The following is a 19136-nucleotide window of genomic DNA, read 5'->3' on the forward strand; positions in this document are numbered from 1 at the left end:
GGCGACCGCCCTCGTCGGCACGCTGTCGCGAGTGATCGGCATGGCTGGGGTGCGGCTCATGTGATGAGTCTCCGGAGGTGAGAGGTCGAGCGATGGTGCGACGAACGACCTCATTTTGCACATATGCCGCAATTGCCAGCAAGCTGCATCAAGCCTCCGCACCTCGCCGCGCACGCCCTGCCGCGCAGGAGGGGCAGGTCAGGAGGTGCCGGCCGGGGCGAAACTCACCCCGGCTCCGCCAGCGCCCGGCGCCTGAAGCCGCTGGGCGACAGGCCGAACGCGCGGCGGAAAGCCCGGCTGAAGTCAGCCGGGTGGGAGAACACCCAGGCCGCGGAGACGTCCTCGATGGAGACGCCCCGCAGCGCCGGATCGGCCAGGTCACGGCGGGCGCGTTCCAGCCGTTGCCGCCTGATCCAGGCGCTGACCGTGAGGCCCTGCTCGGCGAAGACCCCGTGCAGGTGGCTGAGCGAGATGTGATGGGCGGCGGCCACCCGGCCGGGCGTCAGATCGGGATCGCGGAGATGCCGCTGGATGAAGGCACGGACGCGCCGGTTGAGCACGTCCCGGCCGGACCGTTGCCGCATGCCGCCGTGACCGTCCTCCATCAGGTGGTGGAGCAGCGCGGAGACCAGCCCCAGGAGCGCCATGCCCACCCGCGGGCCGTCGTCGGGCCGCAAGCTCTCCCGGTCGTTCCACACGTCGTTGACGAAGTCGGCCAGCAGCCGGGCGATTCCGCTCGCGGCGGGAAGCTCCCGGCACGGCGGCTCGGCCGGCGGCTGCACGAGGGACTTCGGGATGATCACGCAGGCGCTCCCGGACGCCCACCGGGTCCCGCGCGCGGTGCCGTACAGGAACAACGCGCCGTCCTCCCGCCGCCCCGGGGGGACGACCAGCGCGTACGCGTCCTCCTCCATGGCCGGGACCTCCGGGTCGTCCACCAGGGTCAGCCCGCCGAGTCGAAGCAGCCGCGTCCCTGTCACGGGGTCGCCGCCCTGGCCGCTCCGCCGGACGCCACGCCCGCAGGGACGGTGGTCGTCTCACGGGGCATGCGCTTCCCCCTGTTCGCTCGATCGCACACCATCGGGCGACCATCGTCAGGAGGTGCGGTGAACCGCCGCTGAAAGCGCTCTGAAACGGCTCGGTACCGGTCCCGGGAGCCCTGTGGAAAACTGCGTGACCATGACGAGCGAGCCCGAGCCGGACGAGCCGCACGAGGTTCCGCACGGTCAACGAGGGCTAGGGCCGCACCCGCCCGGCCCGGGACTCCAGATAGCGTTGCTCGGCGATGCTCGCGGTGGCCTTCGCGGCACGCCGGTAATGCTCGTACGCACCGGCCGTGTCGCCGGTCTGCTCCAGCAGGTGGGCCCGTACGGACATCAGCCGGTGATGCCCGGCCAGCCGCTCGTCACCGTCCAGCGTGGACAGCAGGGCCAGTCCCGCGGCCGGGCCCTCGGTCTCGGCGAGCGCGATCGCCCGGTTCAGCGTGACCATCGGGTTGGGCGCGATCCGTTCCAGGATCAGGTAGAGCGTGTGCACCTGCGGCCAGTTGGTCTCCTCTGCCGTCGCCGCGTCGGCGTGCGTCGCGGCGATGGCGGCCTGCAACTGGTACGGCCCCAGCGCCGGGGCGGCCAGCGACGCCTTGACCAGCTCGATGCCCTCGTCGATCAGGGCGCGGTCCCACGTCGTGCGGTCCTGCTCGGCCAGCGGCACCAGGTCTCCCGCCACCGTCGTACGCGCCCGCCTGCGGGCGTCGGTCAGCAACATCAGCGCGAGCAGCCCGGTCACCTCGCCGTCGCCGGGCAACTGCGCGTGGACCATCCTGGCCAGCCGGATCGCCTCGTGCGCGAGGTCGACGCGGTGCAGCTCGCCGCCCGACGAGGCGGTGTAACCCTCGTTGAAGATCAGGTAGAGCACGTGCAGGACGACCCGCAGCCGCTCCTCCCGCTCCGGGCCATCCGGCAGGCTGAACGAGCTTCCCGCGGCCTTGATGCGCTGCTTGGCCCGGCTGATCCTGGCCGCCATCGTGGCCTCCGGCACCAGGAACGCGCGGGCGATCTCGGCGGTGGTGAGGCCCCCGACGGCCCGCAGCGTCAGGGCGGTCTGGGAGGCCGCGGTCAGCGTCGGATGGCAGCACAGGAACAGCAGCAGGAGCGTGTCGTCGGTGTCCGGCACGTCCTGCGGCGCCACCTCGGCGGCCGTCGCCGACTCCCGCTCGCGGCGCGCGTGGTCGCTGCGCATCTGGTCGATGAGCCGCCGGGACGCGACGGTCACCAGCCAGCCGCGCGGGTTGTCCGGCACCCCCTCGGCCGGCCACTGCACGGTGGCCGCGAGCACGGCCTCCTGCACGGCGTCCTCACACCCCTCGAACTGGCCGTGCCGGCGTACCAGCGTGCCGAGGACCTGCGGCGCGAGCTCACGCAGCAGGTCCTCGACGGCCGGCGCCGTCATGCCTCCGACGGCCCGTCAGCGAACATGACCTGCCGCACCTCGACCCCCAGCCCCTGGATCGCGGCGTCCGGGATCCGCGCCGCCAGCTCGATCGCCCGCTCCTTGTTCTCGCAGTCGATCAGGTAGAAGCCGCCCAGGAATTCCTTCGACTCCAGGAAAGGGCCGTCGGTGACCACGGGCTGGCCGTTGCGCACGGACACCACGGCCGCCTGGGAAGGGTCGACCAGCGCCTGCGTGTTGATCAGCTCGCCGGACTCCTTCAGCGCCTCGATGAACCTCGCGTGGCCCTCGCCGATCGCCGCCTTCTCCTCGTCGGTCAGCGCGTCCAGCACGGCCGGGTTGATGTGCATGCCGATCAGGAACTTCATGTCGTACTCCTCTTGTCGCGCGGAGCCCCGGCTGGGCCCCTTCGACCGGTTGGTCGGAGCCGCCGCCGTCGCCTTGACATCCCCGCCGGAACTTCTCGTACGAGGTTTCCCCGGCGTCGCCCGGGCCCGCGATGTCGTCCCCCTGTTGACGCAGCATAGGTGAGTCCTGGGAGCGGACCGGGCGTAAAGAAGTGATCTTCCGAATGGCCGGGATTCAGGCCCGCACGAGGGGGCAGGCGGCAATCCGATGACACGTCGTCCCAGCGGGGGAAGAGATGGCCATGGCCAGGACCGAGCACCTTCCCACCCCCGTACGCCGCCGCGACGGCCGGCCGTACGTGCGCGTGCGGGACCTCGAGCGGGACCTGAGGTCCCGCGTGGACGGAGAGGTACGCTTCGATCCCGGCAGCCGCGGCGCCTACTCGACCGACGGCTCCAACTACCGGATGGTCCCGCTCGGCGTGGTCGTGCCCCGCACCGTGGAGGCGGCCGTCGAGGCCGTGACCGTCTGCCGCGAGCACCGCGCGCCGATCACCTCACGTGGCGGCGGCACGAGCCTGGCGGGGCATCGCCGCCGCCGCCAACGTGCTCGAAGCCGCCGGCTACCGGGTGCTCATCCCGCCGCGCACCCTGTGCTGCGGGCTCACCTGGATCTCCACCGGGCAGCTCGGCATCGCCAAGCGGATGTTGCGCCGCACCCTGCGCACGCTCGCGCCGCTGCTGCGGCAGGGCATCCCCGTCGTCGGCCTCGAACCCAGCTGCACGGCGGTCTTCCGCGACGACGCCCCCGCCCTGCTGGCGCACGACCGCGACGCCGTCCGCCTGGCCGAGCAGACCACGACGCTGGCCGAACTGCTGACGCGCACCGACGGCTGGCAGCCGCCCGCCATCGACCGTGACGTCCTCGGCCAGCCGCACTGCCACCAGCACGCCGTCCTCGGCCACCAGGCCGACCAGGACCTGCTGGCCCGCGCCGGGGCCCGGCTGAGCACCGTGGGAGGCTGCTGCGGCCTGGCGGGCGACTTCGGCTTCACCGCCGGGCACCTGGAGGTGTCACTGGCCTGCGCCGAGCACGAGCTGCTGCCCGCCATCCGCCGCGCCGGCCCGGACACGGTGATCCTGGCCGACGGCTTCAGCTGCCGTACCCAGATCAACCACACCGCGCCCGAACGCCGCCCGCTGCACCTGGCCGAACTTCTCGCCGCCCACCTGAGGCCCGGAGCCGACCCGGCCGCCTCGCGTCCCTGAGGCCCGGAGCCGACCCGGCCGCGTCGCGCCCGGCACGGCCGTGAACGCTCAGCCGAGGAGGCCGGGAAGGATGCCGAGCGACACTCCGCCGCCCAGGATCCCTCCGAGGAGCTCGCCCACCAAGGCGAGCAGCGAGCTGAGCAGGTCTTCTGACGGGGCCGCAGCGGCGGCGGCGGGAGTGGCGAGCACGACGGTCAGCAAGGCGCCGGTGGCCAGGATGGCGGTCATACGGGCGGTGGACTTCATGATGCCTCCACAGGCAGTAACGGAAAGTGATTGCCGGTTACCCTATGTGAGGATGATGTTGTCAGCCGTGACCGCCTCGCCTGGCGTGCTCGGAAGATGGGCCGTTTCCGCCCCGGCGGCGAACTCACACGGGAGCAGGCAGGCTCATCGCCCAACCGCACGGTACGCCGGCAGGCCGGCAAGACCTGGTGAGCGCGTTGACGGGCGTCATCCGCCGGCGGATGACGCCCGTCCGTCACAACGGCGTGACCGGGCCGGCTTCCGGCACGTACACCAGGGCGTCGTAGGCCCGGGCGGGCGTCATCGTCACCGTGTAGGCCGAGCGCAGGTGGCTGTAGATCGACCGGAACGCGTCGCCGACGCTGCCCATCGGGATCTCCGAGGTGAGCAGTTCGCGGTTGCCGGGCCGGGCGGAGGCCCGCGCGACGTTGACGTAGCCCATCCGCTCGTCGCCGAACAGCTTGGCCAGGGGCGAGTCGTGGCTCACGGTGAACCGCTTGCGCTGCCCGGAATCCTCGTCCTTGGCCACGAAGGTGCTCTCGCCGAACTCCGTGCCGATCGTGAAGTAGTCCTTGCCGTACGTCTTGGCCAGCCGCCGCCCCATCGACGCGAACGTGAACGCCGCACCGCTCTTGTCGATGTGGCCGTTGTGGCCGCACACCATGATCTTCTTCCGTCCCCGGGATTTCTCCAGGTCGGCGATCCAGCCGACGTTCTCGGCCATCCAGGCGTCCCGCTTGCCGGCGTAGTCGGCCCCGGACACCTGCAACCGCGCGCCGCGCAGGATCGTCTCGGCGTGGTGCACGGCGAGCACGAACGATCCCTTGGAGCTGCGGCTCACGTACGTGTCGCGATTGTCCTTCATGTGGGCGACGAGCCGTTCGGCGGCGGTGGCGGCCGCGGTCACCTTCGCCTTGTCCTGGTCGGACCTCGTAGCATCGGTGAGGTCGGCCAGCGACTCCTTGACCGGGCGGACCCGGGCGGGGTCGGCCGTGGCGAGATAGCGCAGCAGCCGGTCCTTGTTGCGGTCGTAGCGCTGCATGTCGAAGCCGTAGAGGCGCACCTTGTCCGCGTCGGGGAGAGCGGTGTTGTGGTCGTGGATCCATTCGATCAGATCCGCCATCTCGCGGGTCCGGTAGATGTCGAAGCCGAGCGCCGCGGCTGCGGCCCGCGCGCTGCCCTCGCCCTTCATGACATAGTCGTTGGCCGCCGCCGTGCCGCCGAAGTCGGCCTCCAGGGCGACCGCTCGGAAGCCGTGGTCGGTGACCAGCTTCCTGATGATGAGCGCGCGGGTCCGGACGAACTCCTTGTTGCCGTGCGTGGCCTCGCCGATCCCGACCACCCGTTTTCCGGCGGCGTCGGAGAGCGGGGCCCGGTCGAGGGGGACCACGGAGTCGGGTGTCACCCGGGAGGTGTCCACGCCTCCGCAGCCGGTGGCCAGCAGGGCGAACAGGGAGAGAGCGGCGAGCGTTCGGGCGAGCTTGCGGCTCATGCGGGTTCACTTCCTTGACGTCCGGGGAACGCCCGTCCGGCGGTGAAGGGCACGCCGTCGGGTGCCTTCACGTCCTTGGGGAACTGGCTGACGTGGTCGAACTCGATCACGCGTCAAGTCCACAGGACGCTCGGTCACCGGGTCATCCAACCTGGGTCGAGTGCGGCCCGGCGCAGGGTTGGACCCGCCGCCCCGGTTGTAGACCTGCGGCCACCCGGATGGGGACCTGGGTAGCGCGGATGCGCGGCACCGCAACCCTCGCTAGAGTTCTTTGCGATCATCAACGTTGATCGCGCCATCGATGGCTCTCGCCCTGTGGGGCTGCGGGCACGGCTGGGCGGTCGTGCAGCGTGGACACCGGGGGAGATGGGTTTGGCCGGCCAGAGCAGAGGGCGGCCGGGCTGGCTCCACGTGGGCGCGCTCGAGCGCCGGCTGACCCGGGCCTGGAATCCCGGCACCTTCCCGCCCGCTGAGGTCCTCCTGTCCATCATGACGCTGTCCGCCGTGCCGCGAGCATTAGGGGCCCGCCTGGCCGCGCACCTGGACGGCGGCATCGTGGTCGGGCCCGGCGCCGTGCCCGACCTGCCCGGCTTCGAGGCTCTTCGCGGTGTCGCGCTGCCGGTCCAGCAGGGCGGCTGGGAGCGCAGCGCCGGTGTCTACGACCCCAACCGGCGGCGTGTCGGCGTCGGCAGCGTGCCGTCTCCGTCGGTCAGCGTGGCCGGGCACGAGCTGGGGCACGCCACGGATCACCTGGAAGGCATGCCGTCGCGCGGCGTGTTCTGGTCACGGTTGCACGCGTCGCGGGCGCCGCAGCTGGCGCCGCCCTTCCGGCAGGACCCGGCCGAGCTCTATGCCGAGGCCTTCGCCTGCGTGCTCACCGGGAGAGCCCGCCGCCTGATCAGCTTATTCGGGGACGAGGACGCCGCTCAGCGCGCCTATCTATGGGTTTCGGGCCGCTATGGGATGGGCTGACCGGATCTCCTTGCCCTGCTGGACGTGCGCGCTATCCTGAGGAGGGAACCGGTGACCGGTGAGACGGGAGGGACGCAGCTCATGACCGCCATCATGCTGGCCGGCGGAGTCCTGCGGGTGCCCGAGTCGAGCGTGTTGCCGGACGGGACCCGCGTGGACGGCACGCGCGACATCGCCCCTGACGCCCCCGACTACGCGACCTGGCTGCCCTACGTGATTCCCGAGGGAGCCGCGTGGCACGGCAGCACTGACGACGAGAGCATCCTGGCGCGCTGGCGAGCGGCCGCCAGCGCCTGACCCGCCGAAACCCGGGGCGCCCTGCCGGCTCCCCCTGCCGGACGACCTGGAGGAGTCGGTCGCCAGGGCCTGCGCGGCCCCGGCTCCCGAGCTCTCGCCCGGCGTGACGGCCGGGCAGCCGCCGTTGCATCGAAGGGCGTCAACGGTTGTACGCCAGGCTGTGGACCGGGTGCTCCCCCTCGGTCTGCAGCCGGTATTCGTGGCCGGACTTGGCGCGGTTGTCGTCGATGACCCGCTCCGAAGGCGCCTTCTCACCGCCCATGATCGCCTCCTGCATCTTCTCGAAGCGTTCGTGGGCCTCCTGCACGTAGCCGGTGCCCAGGGTGGTGTAGTCGATCTGGGTGGCGATGAGTTCGCGCACGTACTGCTTGTTGGGCTCGAACGTCACCGGGGCGGGAAGTTCGGGCGCGAGCACCTGCTCCGGGTCGCGGCCGTCGTGCCGCTTGAACAGCTCGGCCGCCAGCCGCAGGTGCTCCAGCTCCATGTTGAGGTGCAGCTCCCAGATGTTCTTCACCTTGGGGTCGGATTCGGTCTCCATGAACGAGTGGTACAGGTAGCACTCGTTGTACTCGTGGTTGAGCAGCATCTCCCACCAGCTCTCGCCGGGGTCGACCAGCGACTCGTAGTGGGTGACGTGTTCCTCCTCGACGAGGCCGATCTCCTGGTAGAGCTGCCGGGCGATCGGCTCCATGTACATGGGGCCGACGTTCATGTAGAAGTTCATGGTCTGCTGCTCGGCCGACATGATGGTCAGCGCGTGCAGCTTGGAGATGGGCGCGGCCGAGCGCCGGTCGTAGGGCTCGCGTACGTTGTCGACGGGGTCGCGGTGGTGCAGGTAGGTCGGCCGGCCGGGCATCACCTCGGTGAGCTGGTCGACGATCTTCTCGGCCTTGCGGTGCTCGATCATCTCGTAGAGGTTGGCGTAGCGGTAGAGGTGGTCGAAGTCCTCCAGCACGCCGAACTGGTAGGCCTGCTTCAGATACGCGTCCGGCTCCATCCGGGCCACCCACGCGGTCAGGTCGACGGCCACCTGCTCGTACGCCATGGTGGTCTCCAGCACCGACGCCAGGCCGGGCAGCAGCCAGTTGACCGCCTTCTGCTGCTGCGCCTCGATGTAACGCACGCGGGCCAGCTGCTGCTTCAGCTCCACGTCGGGACAGTGGCGGGCGAGGTGGTGGCTGAACATGATCGCCTCCACCTCGATGCCGTTCATCGTGATGATCCGGCACCGCGTGTACGGGTCGGCGTGATCGGGATCGGTCGGTGTGACGTTGAGCTCACGCCAGTTGCGCAGCTGCTTGTCCAGCGGGATGCCCCGCTCCTGAAGCGGATTGAAGGTCATGTGCGTGCGCTCCTTCGCGCTGGTGAGAGAGGTGCGGCGTGCCCGCCCTACCCGAGGCTTCCCGGCCCAGTCTCTGCGCGCTCCCGCCCGAGATTCCGGATTCGGTAAGCATTTCCGCCGTCCTTGACGTGGACGGCGTGCCGGTCCTTCCGCTGGGTAGGCCACGCCTGGACTCGGAGGAGGATCGCCATGACCGACCAGAGGACGGCGCCGGAGACGATGGACGAGACGGACGTCATCGACCTGCTGCAGGCCCAGCATGGAATGATCCGGGACCTGTTCGACGAGGTCGAGCAGGCGCCCGCCGGCGGGCGCGGCGAGGCCTTCAGCCGGCTGGTGCGGATGCTGGCCGTGCACGAGACCGCTGAGGAGGAGATCGTCCATCCCTACGCGCGCCGCGCCATCGACGGTGGCGACGCCGTGGTCGACGACCGGCTCGCCGAGGAGAACGAAGCCAAGGAGATGTTGTCGCGGATGGACGAGGCGGGCCCGGACGCCCCCGACTTCATGCAGAACCTGGCGATGTTGCGCGCCGCCGTCGAGGCGCACGCCCGCAGCGAGGAACGTTACGAGTTCCTCCAGCTCCTGGCCCACACCAGCTCGGCCGAGCGGCGCAGCATGGCCGCCGGGGTCAAGGCCGCAGAGGCGATGGCCCCCACGCATCCGCACCCGGGCACCGAGTCGGCCGTCAAGAACGTCCTGGTCGGGACACCGGTCGCGATGATGGACCGCGTCCGCGACGTGGTCCGCCAGGCGATGGGCAAAAATCCCTGACCACGGCGGCGCGCGGCCCTGGGCCTCACCTTCACCCGCGTGCGCTCGACGCGAGCGGGCGCGGGCGGGCCGGCGAGACCTCGCCGCGGTAGACGATGACGACAGCGGCGAGGCAGATGGCCAGGCCGAGAGCGGTCTGCACGTGGAAGGGCTCACGGAACATGAGGGCTCCCCACACCGCCGTGACCGGGGCCATGAGGAACATGAGCGTGTTGACCTTGGTGACTCCGGAGCGCCTCAGGATGAGCCAGTACAGCCCGTACCCGCCGAAGGTGGACAGGACCACCAGCCAGGTGATCGCGATCCAGAACGAGGTGTCGGCGGGCGGCCGCGCGGCTCCCGCGCTCACGGCCAGTGTGGTGAAGATGACGGCGCTGGTGGCGCAGTGCACGGTCATCGACACCGCGGGGGCGATCTGCGTACGGGAGCGGCCTTGCAGCAGCGTGGCCGCCACCAGCGAGAACATGCCGAGGAGCGGGATGAGGTAGGCCCACCAGGCCGCGCCGGCGCCGGACGTGGCATCGGCCAGGGTGACCACGGTCACGCCGGCCACTCCGAGGCCCAGGCCGAGCCACTGCTTGCGTGCGACGGGTTGATGCAGCAACGGTCCGGCGAGTGCTCCGGCGACGAGCGGCTGGACGCCGTCGATCAGCGCCGTGGTGCCGCTTGAGACCCCGAGCTGGATCGCGTAGTAGACGGTGAGCAGGTAGCCGCTCTGCGAGAGCACGCCGATCATGGCCTGCCGGGCGACGTCGCGCGCGGTGAGGCCTCTCCACGACGTTCCCGAGAGGGCGGCGATGGCGATCAGGACGACGGCCAGAGGCAGGAAACGCCACATCAGGATCGTGACCGCGGAGGCGGTGCCCACGCCGAGCTTGGCCCCGATGAAGCCGGAGCTCCAGCAGAGCACGAAAGCGATCGAGAGCAGGAGATTCACGACGGCGTCCTTAACTATACCGATCTGTATACCTTCCCCTTCACTATACAGATCGGTATAATCAATGTCATGGGCAGCAGCGACAAGCTCCAGCGGATCACGATGACGCCCGCCGCACGGCGCGTCCTGGAGGCCGCCGCGAGGCTGTTCTACGAGCGCGGCATCCATGCCGTCGGGGTGGATCTGATCGCCGCCGAGGCCGGGGTGACGAAGAAGACCCTCTACGACCGGTTCGGCTGCAAGGAGCAGATCGTCGTGGAGTATCTCGCGGATCGCGACGAACGCTGGCGCGCCTTCCTCGCCGGCCACCTGGACGCCGCAGAGCCGGCGCCGGCGGCGCGCGTCCTGGCCGTCTTCGACGCGTCACGCGAGTGGGCCGCGCAGCACAGCCACAAGGGATGCAGCATGGTCAACGCCCACGCTGAGATCAGCGATCCGTCCCACCCGGCCTATCCGATCATCACGGGGCAGAAGCAGTGGATGCTCGCCCTGTTCACCGACCTCGCCCGGGACCTCGCCCCGGAGAGGGCCGCTCACCTGGGCCGCACGCTCATGCTGCTCCACGAAGGAGCGCTCGTCGCCCAGGGCCTCACCATTTTCGCGGACCCCATCGCCCATGCCCGCGAACAGGCTGAAACCCTGCTCATCGCCGCGATCGGAACGAGCCCTGCCCCGGCGTGACGAGCGGTCAGGAATCGAGAAGCGCGGGCCCGCGGACCGTGGTTAACGTGACGTCATGGCTTCCATCGAATGCGTCACCTTTGAGGTGGCCGACGCCGCGGCTGCGGGTCAGTTCTACGCCACTGCCTTCGATCTGGGCGACCAGGTGCGGCTGCGGTCCCCGGCGGCGCCGACGACCGGCTTCCGAGGGTTCACCCTGTCGCTCATCGTGTCCCAGCCGGCCACCGTCAACGCACTCGTCGACGCCGCTGTCGGCGCCGGGGCCACGGCGTTGAAGCCGGCCGCGAAGTCGCTGTGGGGCTACGGCGGCGTGGTCCAGGCCCCGGACGGGACGCTCTGGACGGTCGCGTCCTCGTCGAAGAAGGACACCGGCCCGGCCACCCGGGAGATCGACGAGATCGTGCTCCAGCTGGGTGTCGCAGACGTGGCCGCGAGCAGGCAGTTCTACGTCGACCATGGCTTCGCCGTGACGAAGAGCTACGGCCGCAGGTACGTCGAGTTCGCTGCTCCGTCCAGCCCCGTCAAGCTCTCCCTCTCCAAGCGGCGTGCCCTCGCCAAGGCCGTCGGCGTCGCGCCCGACGGCACCGGATCGCACCGGCTCGCCATCGGCAGCGACGCCGGGCCCTTCACCGATCCGGACGGCTTCGTGTGGGAGGCCGTCTGACGGCTTTCAGCGTGTCGCGTCCAGGAGCCCGACGCGCCATGCGCGCGTGCCGAGACCTGATTCCACCTGACAGCCCCCGCGGGGAGCTTGCGCACCGACGAGCGGCCGCGGGCCGGATATGGTGCTGCGGTGGACGCTTCGAGCGAGCCGCGCCGCCCCGGCATGCGCCAGGTCGCGCGAGAGGCAGGGGTCTCGCCGACGACGGTGAGCAACGTCCTCAACAGTCCCGAGCTCGTCGCCGAGGAGACCCGCCGGCGCGTGCACGCGGCGATGGAACGCATGGGCTACCTGCCCGACAACGCCGCCAGGCGGTTACGAGGGATGCCCAGCCCGCTGGTCGGCGCGGTGACGCTGGACATCGCCGGCCCGTTCTTCACCGAGGTGTGCCGCGGGGTGGAGGACCGCCTGCTCCAGGACGGTTGCATGCTCATGACCTGCAGCACCGACCTGCAGCCGGGGCGGGAGCGGCACTACCTGCAGGAGCTGGAGAAGCAGCGCGTGCGCGGCGTGCTCATCACCCCGGTCGAGGCCGACCTGGATCCGCTGGTCTCCCTGGCCGGGCGCGGTGTCCCGGTGGTGCTGCTCGACCACAGGTCCGACGGCCGGCTGTGCTCGGTGTCGATGGACAACCAGTGGGGCGGTGAGCAGGTCGCGGCGCACCTGATCGCGCTGGGGCATCGGCGGATCGCCCTGCTCAGCGCGTCGATCGAGGTGCAGCAGACGGCCGAGCGCCACGCCGGGGTGCGTAAGGCGTTCCTGAAGGCCGGCCTGGACCCGGACCGGGGCGTGCTGGACGTCCGCGTGCCGTCGCCCGACATCACGGTGACCGCCGCGGCGGCGCTTGAGGACGTCCTGGGCGCGGGCGATCCGCCCACCGCGATCATCTGCCTCAACGACACCGCGGCGCTCGGGGTGATCGGCGGCCTGAAGGAGCGGGGGATCGCGGTGCCGGGGGAGATGTCGGTGGTGGGGTACGACGACGTGGCGTTCGCCGCGCAGCTGGCCCCGTCGCTGACCACCGTGTGGCAGCCGAAGCGCGAGCTGGGCCGGATCGCGGCGGAGCTGCTGCTGGACGAGACCCGGCCGGGGCACCGCCATCAGAAGCTGGTCTACCGGCCGCGGTTGGTCGTCCGCGAGTCCACCGCGCCGCCCTGCCGCTGATCCGTTCCGGTCACGAAACTTTCAGCGCCATGGAAGGCGCTTTCCGCTGCTGACCTGAAAGGTAACAATCACCGGCCCGCTGGACGGCGGTGTTTCGTTGACACCCTGGTCAGTGCCTTCCTACCGTGTGGGCGCTCGGCACCTCATCGGGATCCGTACACCGATTGGACGTTCAATGAAACGTTTATCCCGTCCAGCGCTGCTCTTCACGACGCTCGGCAGCACCGTGTGCCTGGTCGCCGCGGCCGCCGTCGGCCTGCAGTCGCCGGCCTCCGCCGCGGTGGCCTGCGAGGTCGACTACGCCGTCGCCGCCCAGTGGTCCGAAGGGTTCACCGGCAACGTGACCATCAGGAACGTCGGCGAAGCCGTCAACGGCTGGCGCCTGGACTGGTCGTTCACCGACGGACAGCGGATCACCCAGGCGTGGAACGCCACCGCCACGCAGAACGGCTCCGCCGTCAGGGCCGAGGACGCGGGCTACAACGCCGCGATCCCGCAGGGCGGCAGCACGACGTTCGGCTTCAACGCCTCATGGAACGGCTCCGCCAACCCGGCGCCCGCCTCGTTCGCCCTCAACGGCGTCACCTGCACCGGCGACCCCGGCGAGCCGACCCCCACGGTCACCCCCACGGTCACACCCACTGGCCCCGCGGACGCCAAGCAGGCGGAAGACCTCGACCGCGGCCTGATCAGCGTCCGCTCCGGCGACGGCAACCTGGTCTCCTGGCGGCTGCTGGGCACCGAGCCCCGCGACACGTCCTTCACCGTCTATCGAGGCGGCACCCGCGTCGCGACCGTCACCGACTCCACCAACTACCTGGACTCCGGGGCGGCCTCGGACGCCTCCTACACGGTCCGCCCGGTCACCGGCGGCGCCGAGGGCCCGGCCTCCGAACCCTCGCTCCGTTTCGCGAACGGCCATCTCGACGTGCCCATCTCCCCGCCCAGCGCAGGCCACCACGCCAACGACGCCTCCGTCGGCGACCTGGACGGCGACGGCCGCCTCGACCTGGTGCTGAAGTGGGAGGCCGACAACTCCAAGGACAACTCCCAGTCCGGCACCACCGACGTGGTCTACATCGACGGCATCAAGCTGGACGGCACCCGCCTGTGGCGCGTCAACCTGGGCCGCAACATCCGGGCAGGCGCCCACTACACGCAGTTCCAGGTCTACGACTACGACGGCGACGGCAGGGCGGAGGTCGCCATGAAGACCGCCGACGGCACCGTCGACGGCCGCGGCACCGTCATCGGCGACGCGAGCGCCGACCACCGCAACTCCTCCGGCTACATCCTGTCCGGGCCCGAGTTCCTCACCATGTTCGACGGCCGGACCGGCGCGGCGCTGTCCACGGTGAACTACGACCCGCCCCGCGGCAACGTCTCCTCCTGGGGCGACTCCTACGGCAACCGGGTGGACCGCTTCCTGGCCGGCACCGCGTACCTGGACGGGCAGCGGCCGAGCCTCATCATGGCCCGCGGCTACTACACCCGCGCCGTGATCGCCGCCTGGGACTTCCGTGACGGCCGGCTCGTCAAGCGCTGGACGTTCGACAGCAACGCCTCGGGCAACGGCTCGTACGCCGGCCAGGGCAACCACAGCCTCACCGTCGGCGACGTGGACGCCGACGGCCGCGACGAGATCGTCTACGGCGCCGCCGCCATCGACGACGACGGCGGCCGCCTGTGGAACGTCGGATGGGGCCACGGTGACGCCGCCCACCTGGGCGACCTCGACCCTGGCCGCGCGGGCCAGGAGTACGTGAAGATCTCCGAGCCGGCCGACCGGCCCGGCCTGTACATGGTCGACGCCCGTACCGGACAGGTGTTGTGGCAGACCGGCAGCTCCGACGGCGAGGGGCCCGGGCGCGGCGTGGCCGGCGACATCTACGCCGGCAGCCCTGGCGCCGAGTCCTGGGCCGCGGGGGCGGGGCAGAACGGGCTGCGCAACACCTCCGGCACGGTCGTCGGCCGCCAGCCGTCCTCGGCCAACTTCCTGTCCTGGTGGGACGCCGACCCGGTGCGCGAGCTGCTGGACCAGACCAGGATCGACAAGTACGGCACCGGCGGCGAGACCCGCCTGCTGACCGCCTCCGGCGTCCACAGCAACAACGGCACCAAGGCCACTCCGTCACTGTCGGGCGACATCCTCGGCGACTGGCGCGAGGAGGTCATCTGGCCCACCACCGACGACCGCGCCCTGCGCATCTACGCCACACCCCACGCGACCACCACCAAGATCCACACCCTGCTGCACGACCCGCAGTACCGCGTGGCCCTCGCCTGGCAGAACACCGCCTACAACCAGCCGCCGCACCCCAGCTTCTTCATCGGCAACGCCATGAGCACCCCGCCCCGGCCCAACGTCTACGTGCGCTGACCGCGCGGGCTTCATGTGCGGTGGCGTCGCTCCCGGGCAGGAGACGGCGATGAAAGGGAAACTCCTCCTGAAGACGGCTCTCGCGGTGACCGCCACCGCCGTCGCCGGAGCGCTCGCCACCGACGCGCGCTCCAGCTGGTACCAGCGGTTGAAGAAGCCGTCGTGGCAGCCGCCACCACAGGCTTTCGGCCTGGTCTGGACCCCTCTGTACGTGCTCATCACCTATGCGGGCACGCGGGCCCTCTCTCGTGGTGACCAGGCCGAAAGCCGGGCGTTCCGGAGTGCTCTGGCCGGCAACCTGGTGCTCAACGCCGCATGGCCGGCCCTGTTCTTCCGGGCGCGCAACCCGCGGCTGGCGCTCGCCGAGATCCTTGTCCTCAACGCGTCCAACGCGATGCTCGTCCGGCGGGGATGGACGGCCGACCGCCGCGCGGGGCTGTTCCTGCTGCCGTACGCGGGATGGACGGTGTTCGCCACCGCACTCAACACCGCCATCGCCCGCCGGAACCGCGATGAATGACCCAGGCCCGGCCCTCGCATCGGGGAGGGCGGACGCCGGTCCTGCTCGTGGGCCGGCCGGGCGGCTGGACAACACGTTGAGGTGAGCCCGTGCGGAGGGCGGCACGGGCTCACCTCGGGGGCGGACGGGGACTGTCAGTGGGTGTCGAGAGCGACGGCGATGTCGGTGATGGTCAGGGGGAACGGGTCGCTGATCGGGGTGGCGGCGCCGGTGAGCAGGTCGACCGTGTTGAGCGTCGCGTCACCGTTCACGACGAGGGTGGCGAAGGCCGAGTTCGAGACGGTCTTCCCGTTGCTCAGGTCGCTGTAGATGTCGAGACCCGCGTTCAGGGCGACGGGCATGCCGAGCGCGCCGGTCGGGGCGAGCAGGCCGTTGTTGGCCGGTGACTGGACGACGACCTGCGCGGTCGTGGTGTTGACGTCGAACAGCGTGGTCGCGGTGTCGCCGTTGAGGTCGTTGTTGGTGTAGGCGGCGGCGGTGACTCCGCTGGCCGGCGAGCCCGGGCCGTTGCTCAGCACGGTGTCCGACACCGTCGTGCCGTCGTTGAGGTTGTGCCGCAGGTTCTGGCCGTTGTCACTGATCACGCGCAGCCGGTCGGCGGCGGGATTGAAGTCGACGCCGAACGCGGTGCCCTTGAGACCCACCTTGAGCTGGGAGACCTTCGAGACCACGACGTCCTGGTTGCCCGTCGGGAGCGAGATCGTGTAGATGCCGCCGTGGTTGCCGACGGCGTAGAACTTGCCGTCCTGCACGCGGAAGTCGATACCGATCACGAAGGTGTCGGTGACCAGCCCGGTGATGCGCCTGACCCAGTTGAGCTCTTCCGGCTTGTCGGTGGTGAACGTGGCCATCAACCTGCCGTCGTCGGTGATCCCGTACGCCCGCAGCGAGGGGGCCGCGGCCGATTGCGAGCTTGCCGCCTGACTGGTTCCCGCCGGGCCGACAGCTATGGCCGCCGCTGTCGCGAACCCGATCAGTAAGGCGACCTTTTTCGTGATCCGTCCTCGCATTGGGTGCTCCTCCATCGAGTTGTGCCGGCCTTTCAGGCGACCCTTGCCGCCTGCGTTCACCGGCGTGCCGGCAAGCAGCAACAGCTTGTCTGGAGACGGCGGAGGTGTCCTCGTGACAAATGTCAAAGTGCCCTGACAGGAGCAGGGCGGCCTTTGTCATCCAGCGCAACCGCCGCGTCGCAACCCGGGCGGGAACCGGCTAGATGCTGCCTTTGCGCTCGATGACGAGGATGCGGGCCATGGGTACGGGATGCGCGAGGTGTTCGTCGCCCGGCTCGGCGTAGCAGATGCGGCCGGGGGTGAGCCGCTCGACGTGTTCCCGGCCGTCGCGGCGGTAGTGCATGTCGACGGCGCCGTCCATGACGGCGAAGACCTCCGGCCCGTCGTTCACGTGCCAGACGTAGGGCTCGTCGGTCCAGTGCAGCCGGACGGTGGCGTTGTCGATCTCGGTGATGTCGAGGGCGCCCCATGGACGATCGGCGGTGAACGAGGACGCGTCGAGGAACAACATGGCTTCTCCCTGCCTTGACGTGCATCGTCATCCTTGCCGGGCGACGGACCGGTGACGAGTGACAGAAAGGCCTATTACCGTAAGAATCCTGCCATGCACCGTGTTGTGGGTCTGGCCCTGCCGAAGGTGGTCGCCTTCGACCTCGCCATCCCCGCGGAGGTGTTCGGCGGCGAGGAGTACTCGTTCGCCGTCTGCGCCGAATCGGCGGGGCCGGTCCCGACGACCACGGGCTTCGACCTTCACGCGCCGCTGGGGCTCGACGCTCTCGACACCGCCGGCACGATCGTGGTGCCAGGCTACGCACCCCTGGTGGAGCCCTCCTTGCCGGTGCTCGACGCGTTGCGCGCCGCCTGCGCACGCGGTGCCCGGATCGTCTCCGTCTGCACAGGCGCCTTCGCGCTGGCCGCGGCGGGGTTGCTGGACGGCCGGCGGGCGACCACTCACTGGATGGACACCGCCGACCTCGCCGCCCGCTACCCCGCTGTCGACGTCGACCCCGACACCCTGTACGCCGACAACGGCAACGTGCTGACCAGCGCCGGATTCGCCGCGGGCATCGATCTGTGCCTGCATCTGGTGCGCACCGACCACGGCCCTGAGGCCGCGATCCGGGTCGCGCGGCGGCTGGTCGTCGCGCCACACCGGGAGGGCGGTCAGGCCCAGTTCCTGCAACGACCGCTGCCGCCCAGCGGCGAGGGCATGGCCGCGGTGTGCGCCTGGGCGCTGGACCACCTGGCCGAACCCGTCACCGTCGCCGACCTCGCCCGCCAGGCGGGATTGGCGCCGCGAACGTTCGCCCGCCACTTCGCCGCGGAGACCGGCACCACCCCGCTGCGCTGGCTGGCCGCCCAGCGGCTTCTCGAAGCGCGCAGGCTGCTGGAGGGCACCGACCTGCCGGTCGATGAGGTGGCCCGGCGCTCCGGCCTCGGTACGGCCGCCAACCTCCGGCAACACCTGTCACGCGACGCGTCCACCACTCCCACGGCGTACCGCCGTACGTACCGCGGCCGCCGCCCGCACTGACCCGGCTTCCCTGCCTACCGCAGAGGCCGGTGACGCTCAGCGCTTGAAGGCTTCCCTGATGACGTCGTCGAGCACGTCGCGGGAACGGACGAGGTCGCCGATCATGCGGTCGATGCGCTCACGTTCCTTGACGCAGCCGGTCAGCTCGCGTTCGACAGGCTGGGCGACGCTTCGGGGTCGTCCTCCTGCCCGCCGGCCCTGGTCTCGGCCTGCGGGGAAAGGGCGTCCAGTTTGGCGTGCAGGCGCGCCAGCTCCTCCGTGATCGCCATGAGCCGGTCATCGGTGCGCTGCTCCTCCGCGGAGGTGCTCTCGTCGTCCATGGCGTTGACGACGACCGCGATGAAAAGGTTCAGCACCACGAAGGAGGACACCAGGATGTAGGCCACGAAGAAGATCCATGCCCAGGGGTGCGCATCCATGATCTGGTCGGCGATGTCCGGCCAGCCCTCCCCGGTCATCACCTGGAACAGGGTGAACAGCGAGGTCGGAATCTCGGCGAAGTACGCCGGCGCCGTCCGCCCGAACCACTGGGTGGCCATCACCGCCGCCACGTACATGATGATGATCAGCAGGCCGAGGATGGAGGCCATGCCGGGAATGGCGGCCATCAGCGCGGAGATGACCCTGCGCATGCTGGGCACCGCGGTGACCAGGCGCAGCGCCCGCATGATCCGCAAGGTGCGGAGCACGGAGGCCGGCCCGGAGGCGGGCACCAGCGCTATCCCCACGATGGCCGTGTCGAACCAGTTCCACGGATCCTTGAAGAACGCGCCCCGGTGGGCGTAGAGGCGGGCGGCGAGTTCCAGGACGAACACGCCCACCACCACGCGGTCCACGACGTGAAGAGGCTCGCCGATCCACCCCATCACGAAGGAGGAGGTCTCACAGCCGATCGTGATCGCGTTGAGCACGATGACCGCCATGATCGCCCGCTCGAAGCGCGGGTTGGCGAGGAGAGCGCGCACGCGTTCTCGATCCAGCAACGTTCAGCCTCCAATGTCGGCGCCGGGGCGTCGATCATCGTATGAGGCGGGACATGCCGAGCAGCGACCGGCATGCTGG

Annotated in this window: 20 protein-coding genes; 10 read left to right on the forward strand and 10 right to left on the reverse strand. The window is 70.4% G+C overall.

The annotated features are described in order from the left end of the window. Window positions 1–224 precede the first annotated feature (224 nt). The 3 genes from ABGB01_RS17570 to ABGB01_RS17580 all read right to left on the reverse strand — a co-directional run bounded on the left by ABGB01_RS17570 (window position 225) and on the right by ABGB01_RS17580 (window position 2816). Entirely contained in the window at window positions 225–980 is a 756-nt protein-coding gene (locus ABGB01_RS17570; RefSeq protein WP_347774478.1) for a helix-turn-helix domain-containing protein, read from the reverse strand. A gap of 256 nt (window positions 981–1236) precedes the next feature. Further along, window positions 1237–2448, reverse strand: coding sequence for a DUF6596 domain-containing protein (locus ABGB01_RS17575; RefSeq protein ID WP_347774479.1), 1212 nt, complete (start codon window positions 2446–2448; stop codon window positions 1237–1239). Beyond that, entirely contained in the window at window positions 2445–2816 is a 372-nt protein-coding gene (locus ABGB01_RS17580; RefSeq protein ID WP_347774481.1) for a YciI family protein, read from the reverse strand. The genes ABGB01_RS17575 and ABGB01_RS17580 overlap by 4 nt, the downstream gene beginning before the upstream one ends. Before the next feature lie 540 nt (window positions 2817–3356). On the opposite strand from ABGB01_RS17580, the gene ABGB01_RS17585 reads away from it, so the two are divergent. Beyond that, window positions 3357–4064 carry a (Fe-S)-binding protein gene (locus ABGB01_RS17585; protein ID WP_347774482.1) on the forward strand — a complete coding sequence of 236 codons (708 nt, stop codon included), beginning with the start codon at window positions 3357–3359 and terminating at the stop codon, window positions 4062–4064. A gap of 48 nt (window positions 4065–4112) precedes the next feature. Here ABGB01_RS17585 and ABGB01_RS17590 read toward each other — a convergent pair whose 3' ends face one another. After that, window positions 4113–4310: a hypothetical protein gene (locus ABGB01_RS17590; RefSeq protein ID WP_347774483.1), complete on the reverse strand. Its 198-nt coding sequence runs from the start codon at window positions 4308–4310 to the stop codon at window positions 4113–4115. Between the two features lie 235 nt (window positions 4311–4545). Next, window positions 4546–5802, reverse strand: a complete 1257-nt coding sequence (locus ABGB01_RS17595; protein ID WP_347774485.1) for an erythromycin esterase family protein — start codon at window positions 5800–5802, stop codon at window positions 4546–4548. Window positions 5803–6174: 372 nt separating this feature from the next. Here ABGB01_RS17595 and ABGB01_RS17600 point away from each other — a divergent pair, with 372 nt between their 5' ends. Together ABGB01_RS17600 and ABGB01_RS17605 are read left to right on the forward strand one after the other, a co-directional pair. Further along, window positions 6175–6774 (forward strand): hypothetical protein, encoded by a 600-nt coding sequence (locus ABGB01_RS17600; protein ID WP_347774486.1) that lies wholly within the window; start codon window positions 6175–6177, stop codon window positions 6772–6774. Between the two features lie 51 nt (window positions 6775–6825). After that, window positions 6826–7071 (forward strand): hypothetical protein, encoded by a 246-nt coding sequence (locus ABGB01_RS17605; protein ID WP_138207895.1) that lies wholly within the window; start codon window positions 6826–6828, stop codon window positions 7069–7071. A 139-nt stretch (window positions 7072–7210) separates the two neighbouring features. On the opposite strand, the gene ABGB01_RS17610 is transcribed toward ABGB01_RS17605, so the two are convergent. Continuing rightward, a complete protein-coding gene (locus ABGB01_RS17610; protein WP_347774487.1) occupies window positions 7211–8413 on the reverse strand; it encodes a hypothetical protein in 1203 nt (400 codons plus the stop codon). A gap of 189 nt (window positions 8414–8602) precedes the next feature. Between ABGB01_RS17610 and ABGB01_RS17615 the strand changes: the two genes are divergently transcribed. Further along, on the forward strand, window positions 8603–9187 hold the full coding sequence (locus ABGB01_RS17615) for a hemerythrin domain-containing protein (RefSeq protein ID WP_347774488.1): 585 nt from the start codon (window positions 8603–8605) through the stop codon (window positions 9185–9187). Window positions 9188–9218: 31 nt separating this feature from the next. On the opposite strand, the gene ABGB01_RS17620 is transcribed toward ABGB01_RS17615, so the two are convergent. Continuing rightward, window positions 9219–10124 (reverse strand): DMT family transporter, encoded by a 906-nt coding sequence (locus ABGB01_RS17620; RefSeq protein WP_347774489.1) that lies wholly within the window; start codon window positions 10122–10124, stop codon window positions 9219–9221. A gap of 69 nt (window positions 10125–10193) precedes the next feature. On the opposite strand from ABGB01_RS17620, the gene ABGB01_RS17625 reads away from it, so the two are divergent. The 5 genes from ABGB01_RS17625 (at window position 10194) to ABGB01_RS17645 (ending at window position 15530) form a co-directional block, all read left to right on the forward strand. Then, complete coding sequence (locus ABGB01_RS17625; RefSeq protein WP_347774490.1) at window positions 10194–10805, forward strand: helix-turn-helix domain-containing protein; 612 nt, start codon at window positions 10194–10196, stop codon at window positions 10803–10805. Between the two features lie 55 nt (window positions 10806–10860). Further along, window positions 10861–11469: a glyoxalase gene (locus ABGB01_RS17630; protein WP_347774491.1), complete on the forward strand. Its 609-nt coding sequence runs from the start codon at window positions 10861–10863 to the stop codon at window positions 11467–11469. Window positions 11470–11598: 129 nt separating this feature from the next. After that, entirely contained in the window at window positions 11599–12630 is a 1032-nt protein-coding gene (locus ABGB01_RS17635; protein WP_347774492.1) for a LacI family DNA-binding transcriptional regulator, read from the forward strand. A 175-nt stretch (window positions 12631–12805) separates the two neighbouring features. Beyond that, window positions 12806–15010 (forward strand): cellulose binding domain-containing protein, encoded by a 2205-nt coding sequence (locus ABGB01_RS17640; protein ID WP_347774494.1) that lies wholly within the window; start codon window positions 12806–12808, stop codon window positions 15008–15010. Between the two features lie 49 nt (window positions 15011–15059). Beyond that, window positions 15060–15530 (forward strand): TspO/MBR family protein, encoded by a 471-nt coding sequence (locus tag ABGB01_RS17645; RefSeq protein WP_347774495.1) that lies wholly within the window; start codon window positions 15060–15062, stop codon window positions 15528–15530. Between the two features lie 134 nt (window positions 15531–15664). Here the strand turns inward: ABGB01_RS17645 and ABGB01_RS17650 are convergent, their stop codons facing one another. Beyond that, on the reverse strand, window positions 15665–16540 hold the full coding sequence (locus ABGB01_RS17650) for a DUF4394 domain-containing protein (protein ID WP_347774496.1): 876 nt from the start codon (window positions 16538–16540) through the stop codon (window positions 15665–15667). 199 nt (window positions 16541–16739) lie between these two features. Next, window positions 16740–17051 (reverse strand): hypothetical protein, encoded by a 312-nt coding sequence (locus ABGB01_RS17655; RefSeq protein WP_347774498.1) that lies wholly within the window; start codon window positions 17049–17051, stop codon window positions 16740–16742. 93 nt (window positions 17052–17144) lie between these two features. On the opposite strand from ABGB01_RS17655, the gene ABGB01_RS17660 reads away from it, so the two are divergent. Continuing rightward, entirely contained in the window at window positions 17145–18074 is a 930-nt protein-coding gene (locus ABGB01_RS17660; RefSeq protein WP_347774499.1) for a helix-turn-helix domain-containing protein, read from the forward strand. A 140-nt stretch (window positions 18075–18214) separates the two neighbouring features. On the opposite strand, the gene ABGB01_RS17665 is transcribed toward ABGB01_RS17660, so the two are convergent. Continuing rightward, complete coding sequence (locus ABGB01_RS17665) at window positions 18215–19039, reverse strand: ion transporter (RefSeq protein WP_347774500.1); 825 nt, start codon at window positions 19037–19039, stop codon at window positions 18215–18217. Window positions 19040–19136 lie beyond the last annotated feature (97 nt).

This window comes from Nonomuraea sp. B5E05 (assembly GCF_039880665.1).
In the GTDB taxonomy this organism is placed as follows: domain Bacteria; phylum Actinomycetota; class Actinomycetes; order Streptosporangiales; family Streptosporangiaceae; genus Nonomuraea.

Bases quoted from the DNA above. Each gene is read 5' to 3' on its own strand.
- ABGB01_RS17640 (WP_347774494.1), top strand. From the start codon at position 12,806: ATGAAACGTTTATCCCGTCCAGCGCTGCTCTTCACGACGCTCGGCAGC.
- ABGB01_RS17590 (WP_347774483.1), bottom strand. From the start codon at position 4,310: ATGAAGTCCACCGCCCGTATGACCGCCATCCTGGCCACCGGCGCCTTG.
- ABGB01_RS17580 (WP_347774481.1), bottom strand. From the start codon at position 2,816: ATGAAGTTCCTGATCGGCATGCACATCAACCCGGCCGTGCTGGACGCG.
- ABGB01_RS17625 (WP_347774490.1), top strand. From the start codon at position 10,194: ATGGGCAGCAGCGACAAGCTCCAGCGGATCACGATGACGCCCGCCGCA.
- ABGB01_RS17645 (WP_347774495.1), top strand. From the start codon at position 15,060: ATGAAAGGGAAACTCCTCCTGAAGACGGCTCTCGCGGTGACCGCCACC.
- ABGB01_RS17615 (WP_347774488.1), top strand. From the start codon at position 8,603: ATGACCGACCAGAGGACGGCGCCGGAGACGATGGACGAGACGGACGTC.
- ABGB01_RS17630 (WP_347774491.1), top strand. From the start codon at position 10,861: ATGGCTTCCATCGAATGCGTCACCTTTGAGGTGGCCGACGCCGCGGCT.
- ABGB01_RS17655 (WP_347774498.1), bottom strand. From the start codon at position 17,051: ATGTTGTTCCTCGACGCGTCCTCGTTCACCGCCGATCGTCCATGGGGC.
- ABGB01_RS17575 (WP_347774479.1), bottom strand. From the start codon at position 2,448: ATGACGGCGCCGGCCGTCGAGGACCTGCTGCGTGAGCTCGCGCCGCAG.
- ABGB01_RS17650 (WP_347774496.1), bottom strand. From the start codon at position 16,540: ATGCGAGGACGGATCACGAAAAAGGTCGCCTTACTGATCGGGTTCGCG.
- ABGB01_RS17610 (WP_347774487.1), bottom strand. From the start codon at position 8,413: ATGACCTTCAATCCGCTTCAGGAGCGGGGCATCCCGCTGGACAAGCAG.
- ABGB01_RS17595 (WP_347774485.1), bottom strand. From the start codon at position 5,802: ATGAGCCGCAAGCTCGCCCGAACGCTCGCCGCTCTCTCCCTGTTCGCC.
- ABGB01_RS17660 (WP_347774499.1), top strand. From the start codon at position 17,145: ATGCACCGTGTTGTGGGTCTGGCCCTGCCGAAGGTGGTCGCCTTCGAC.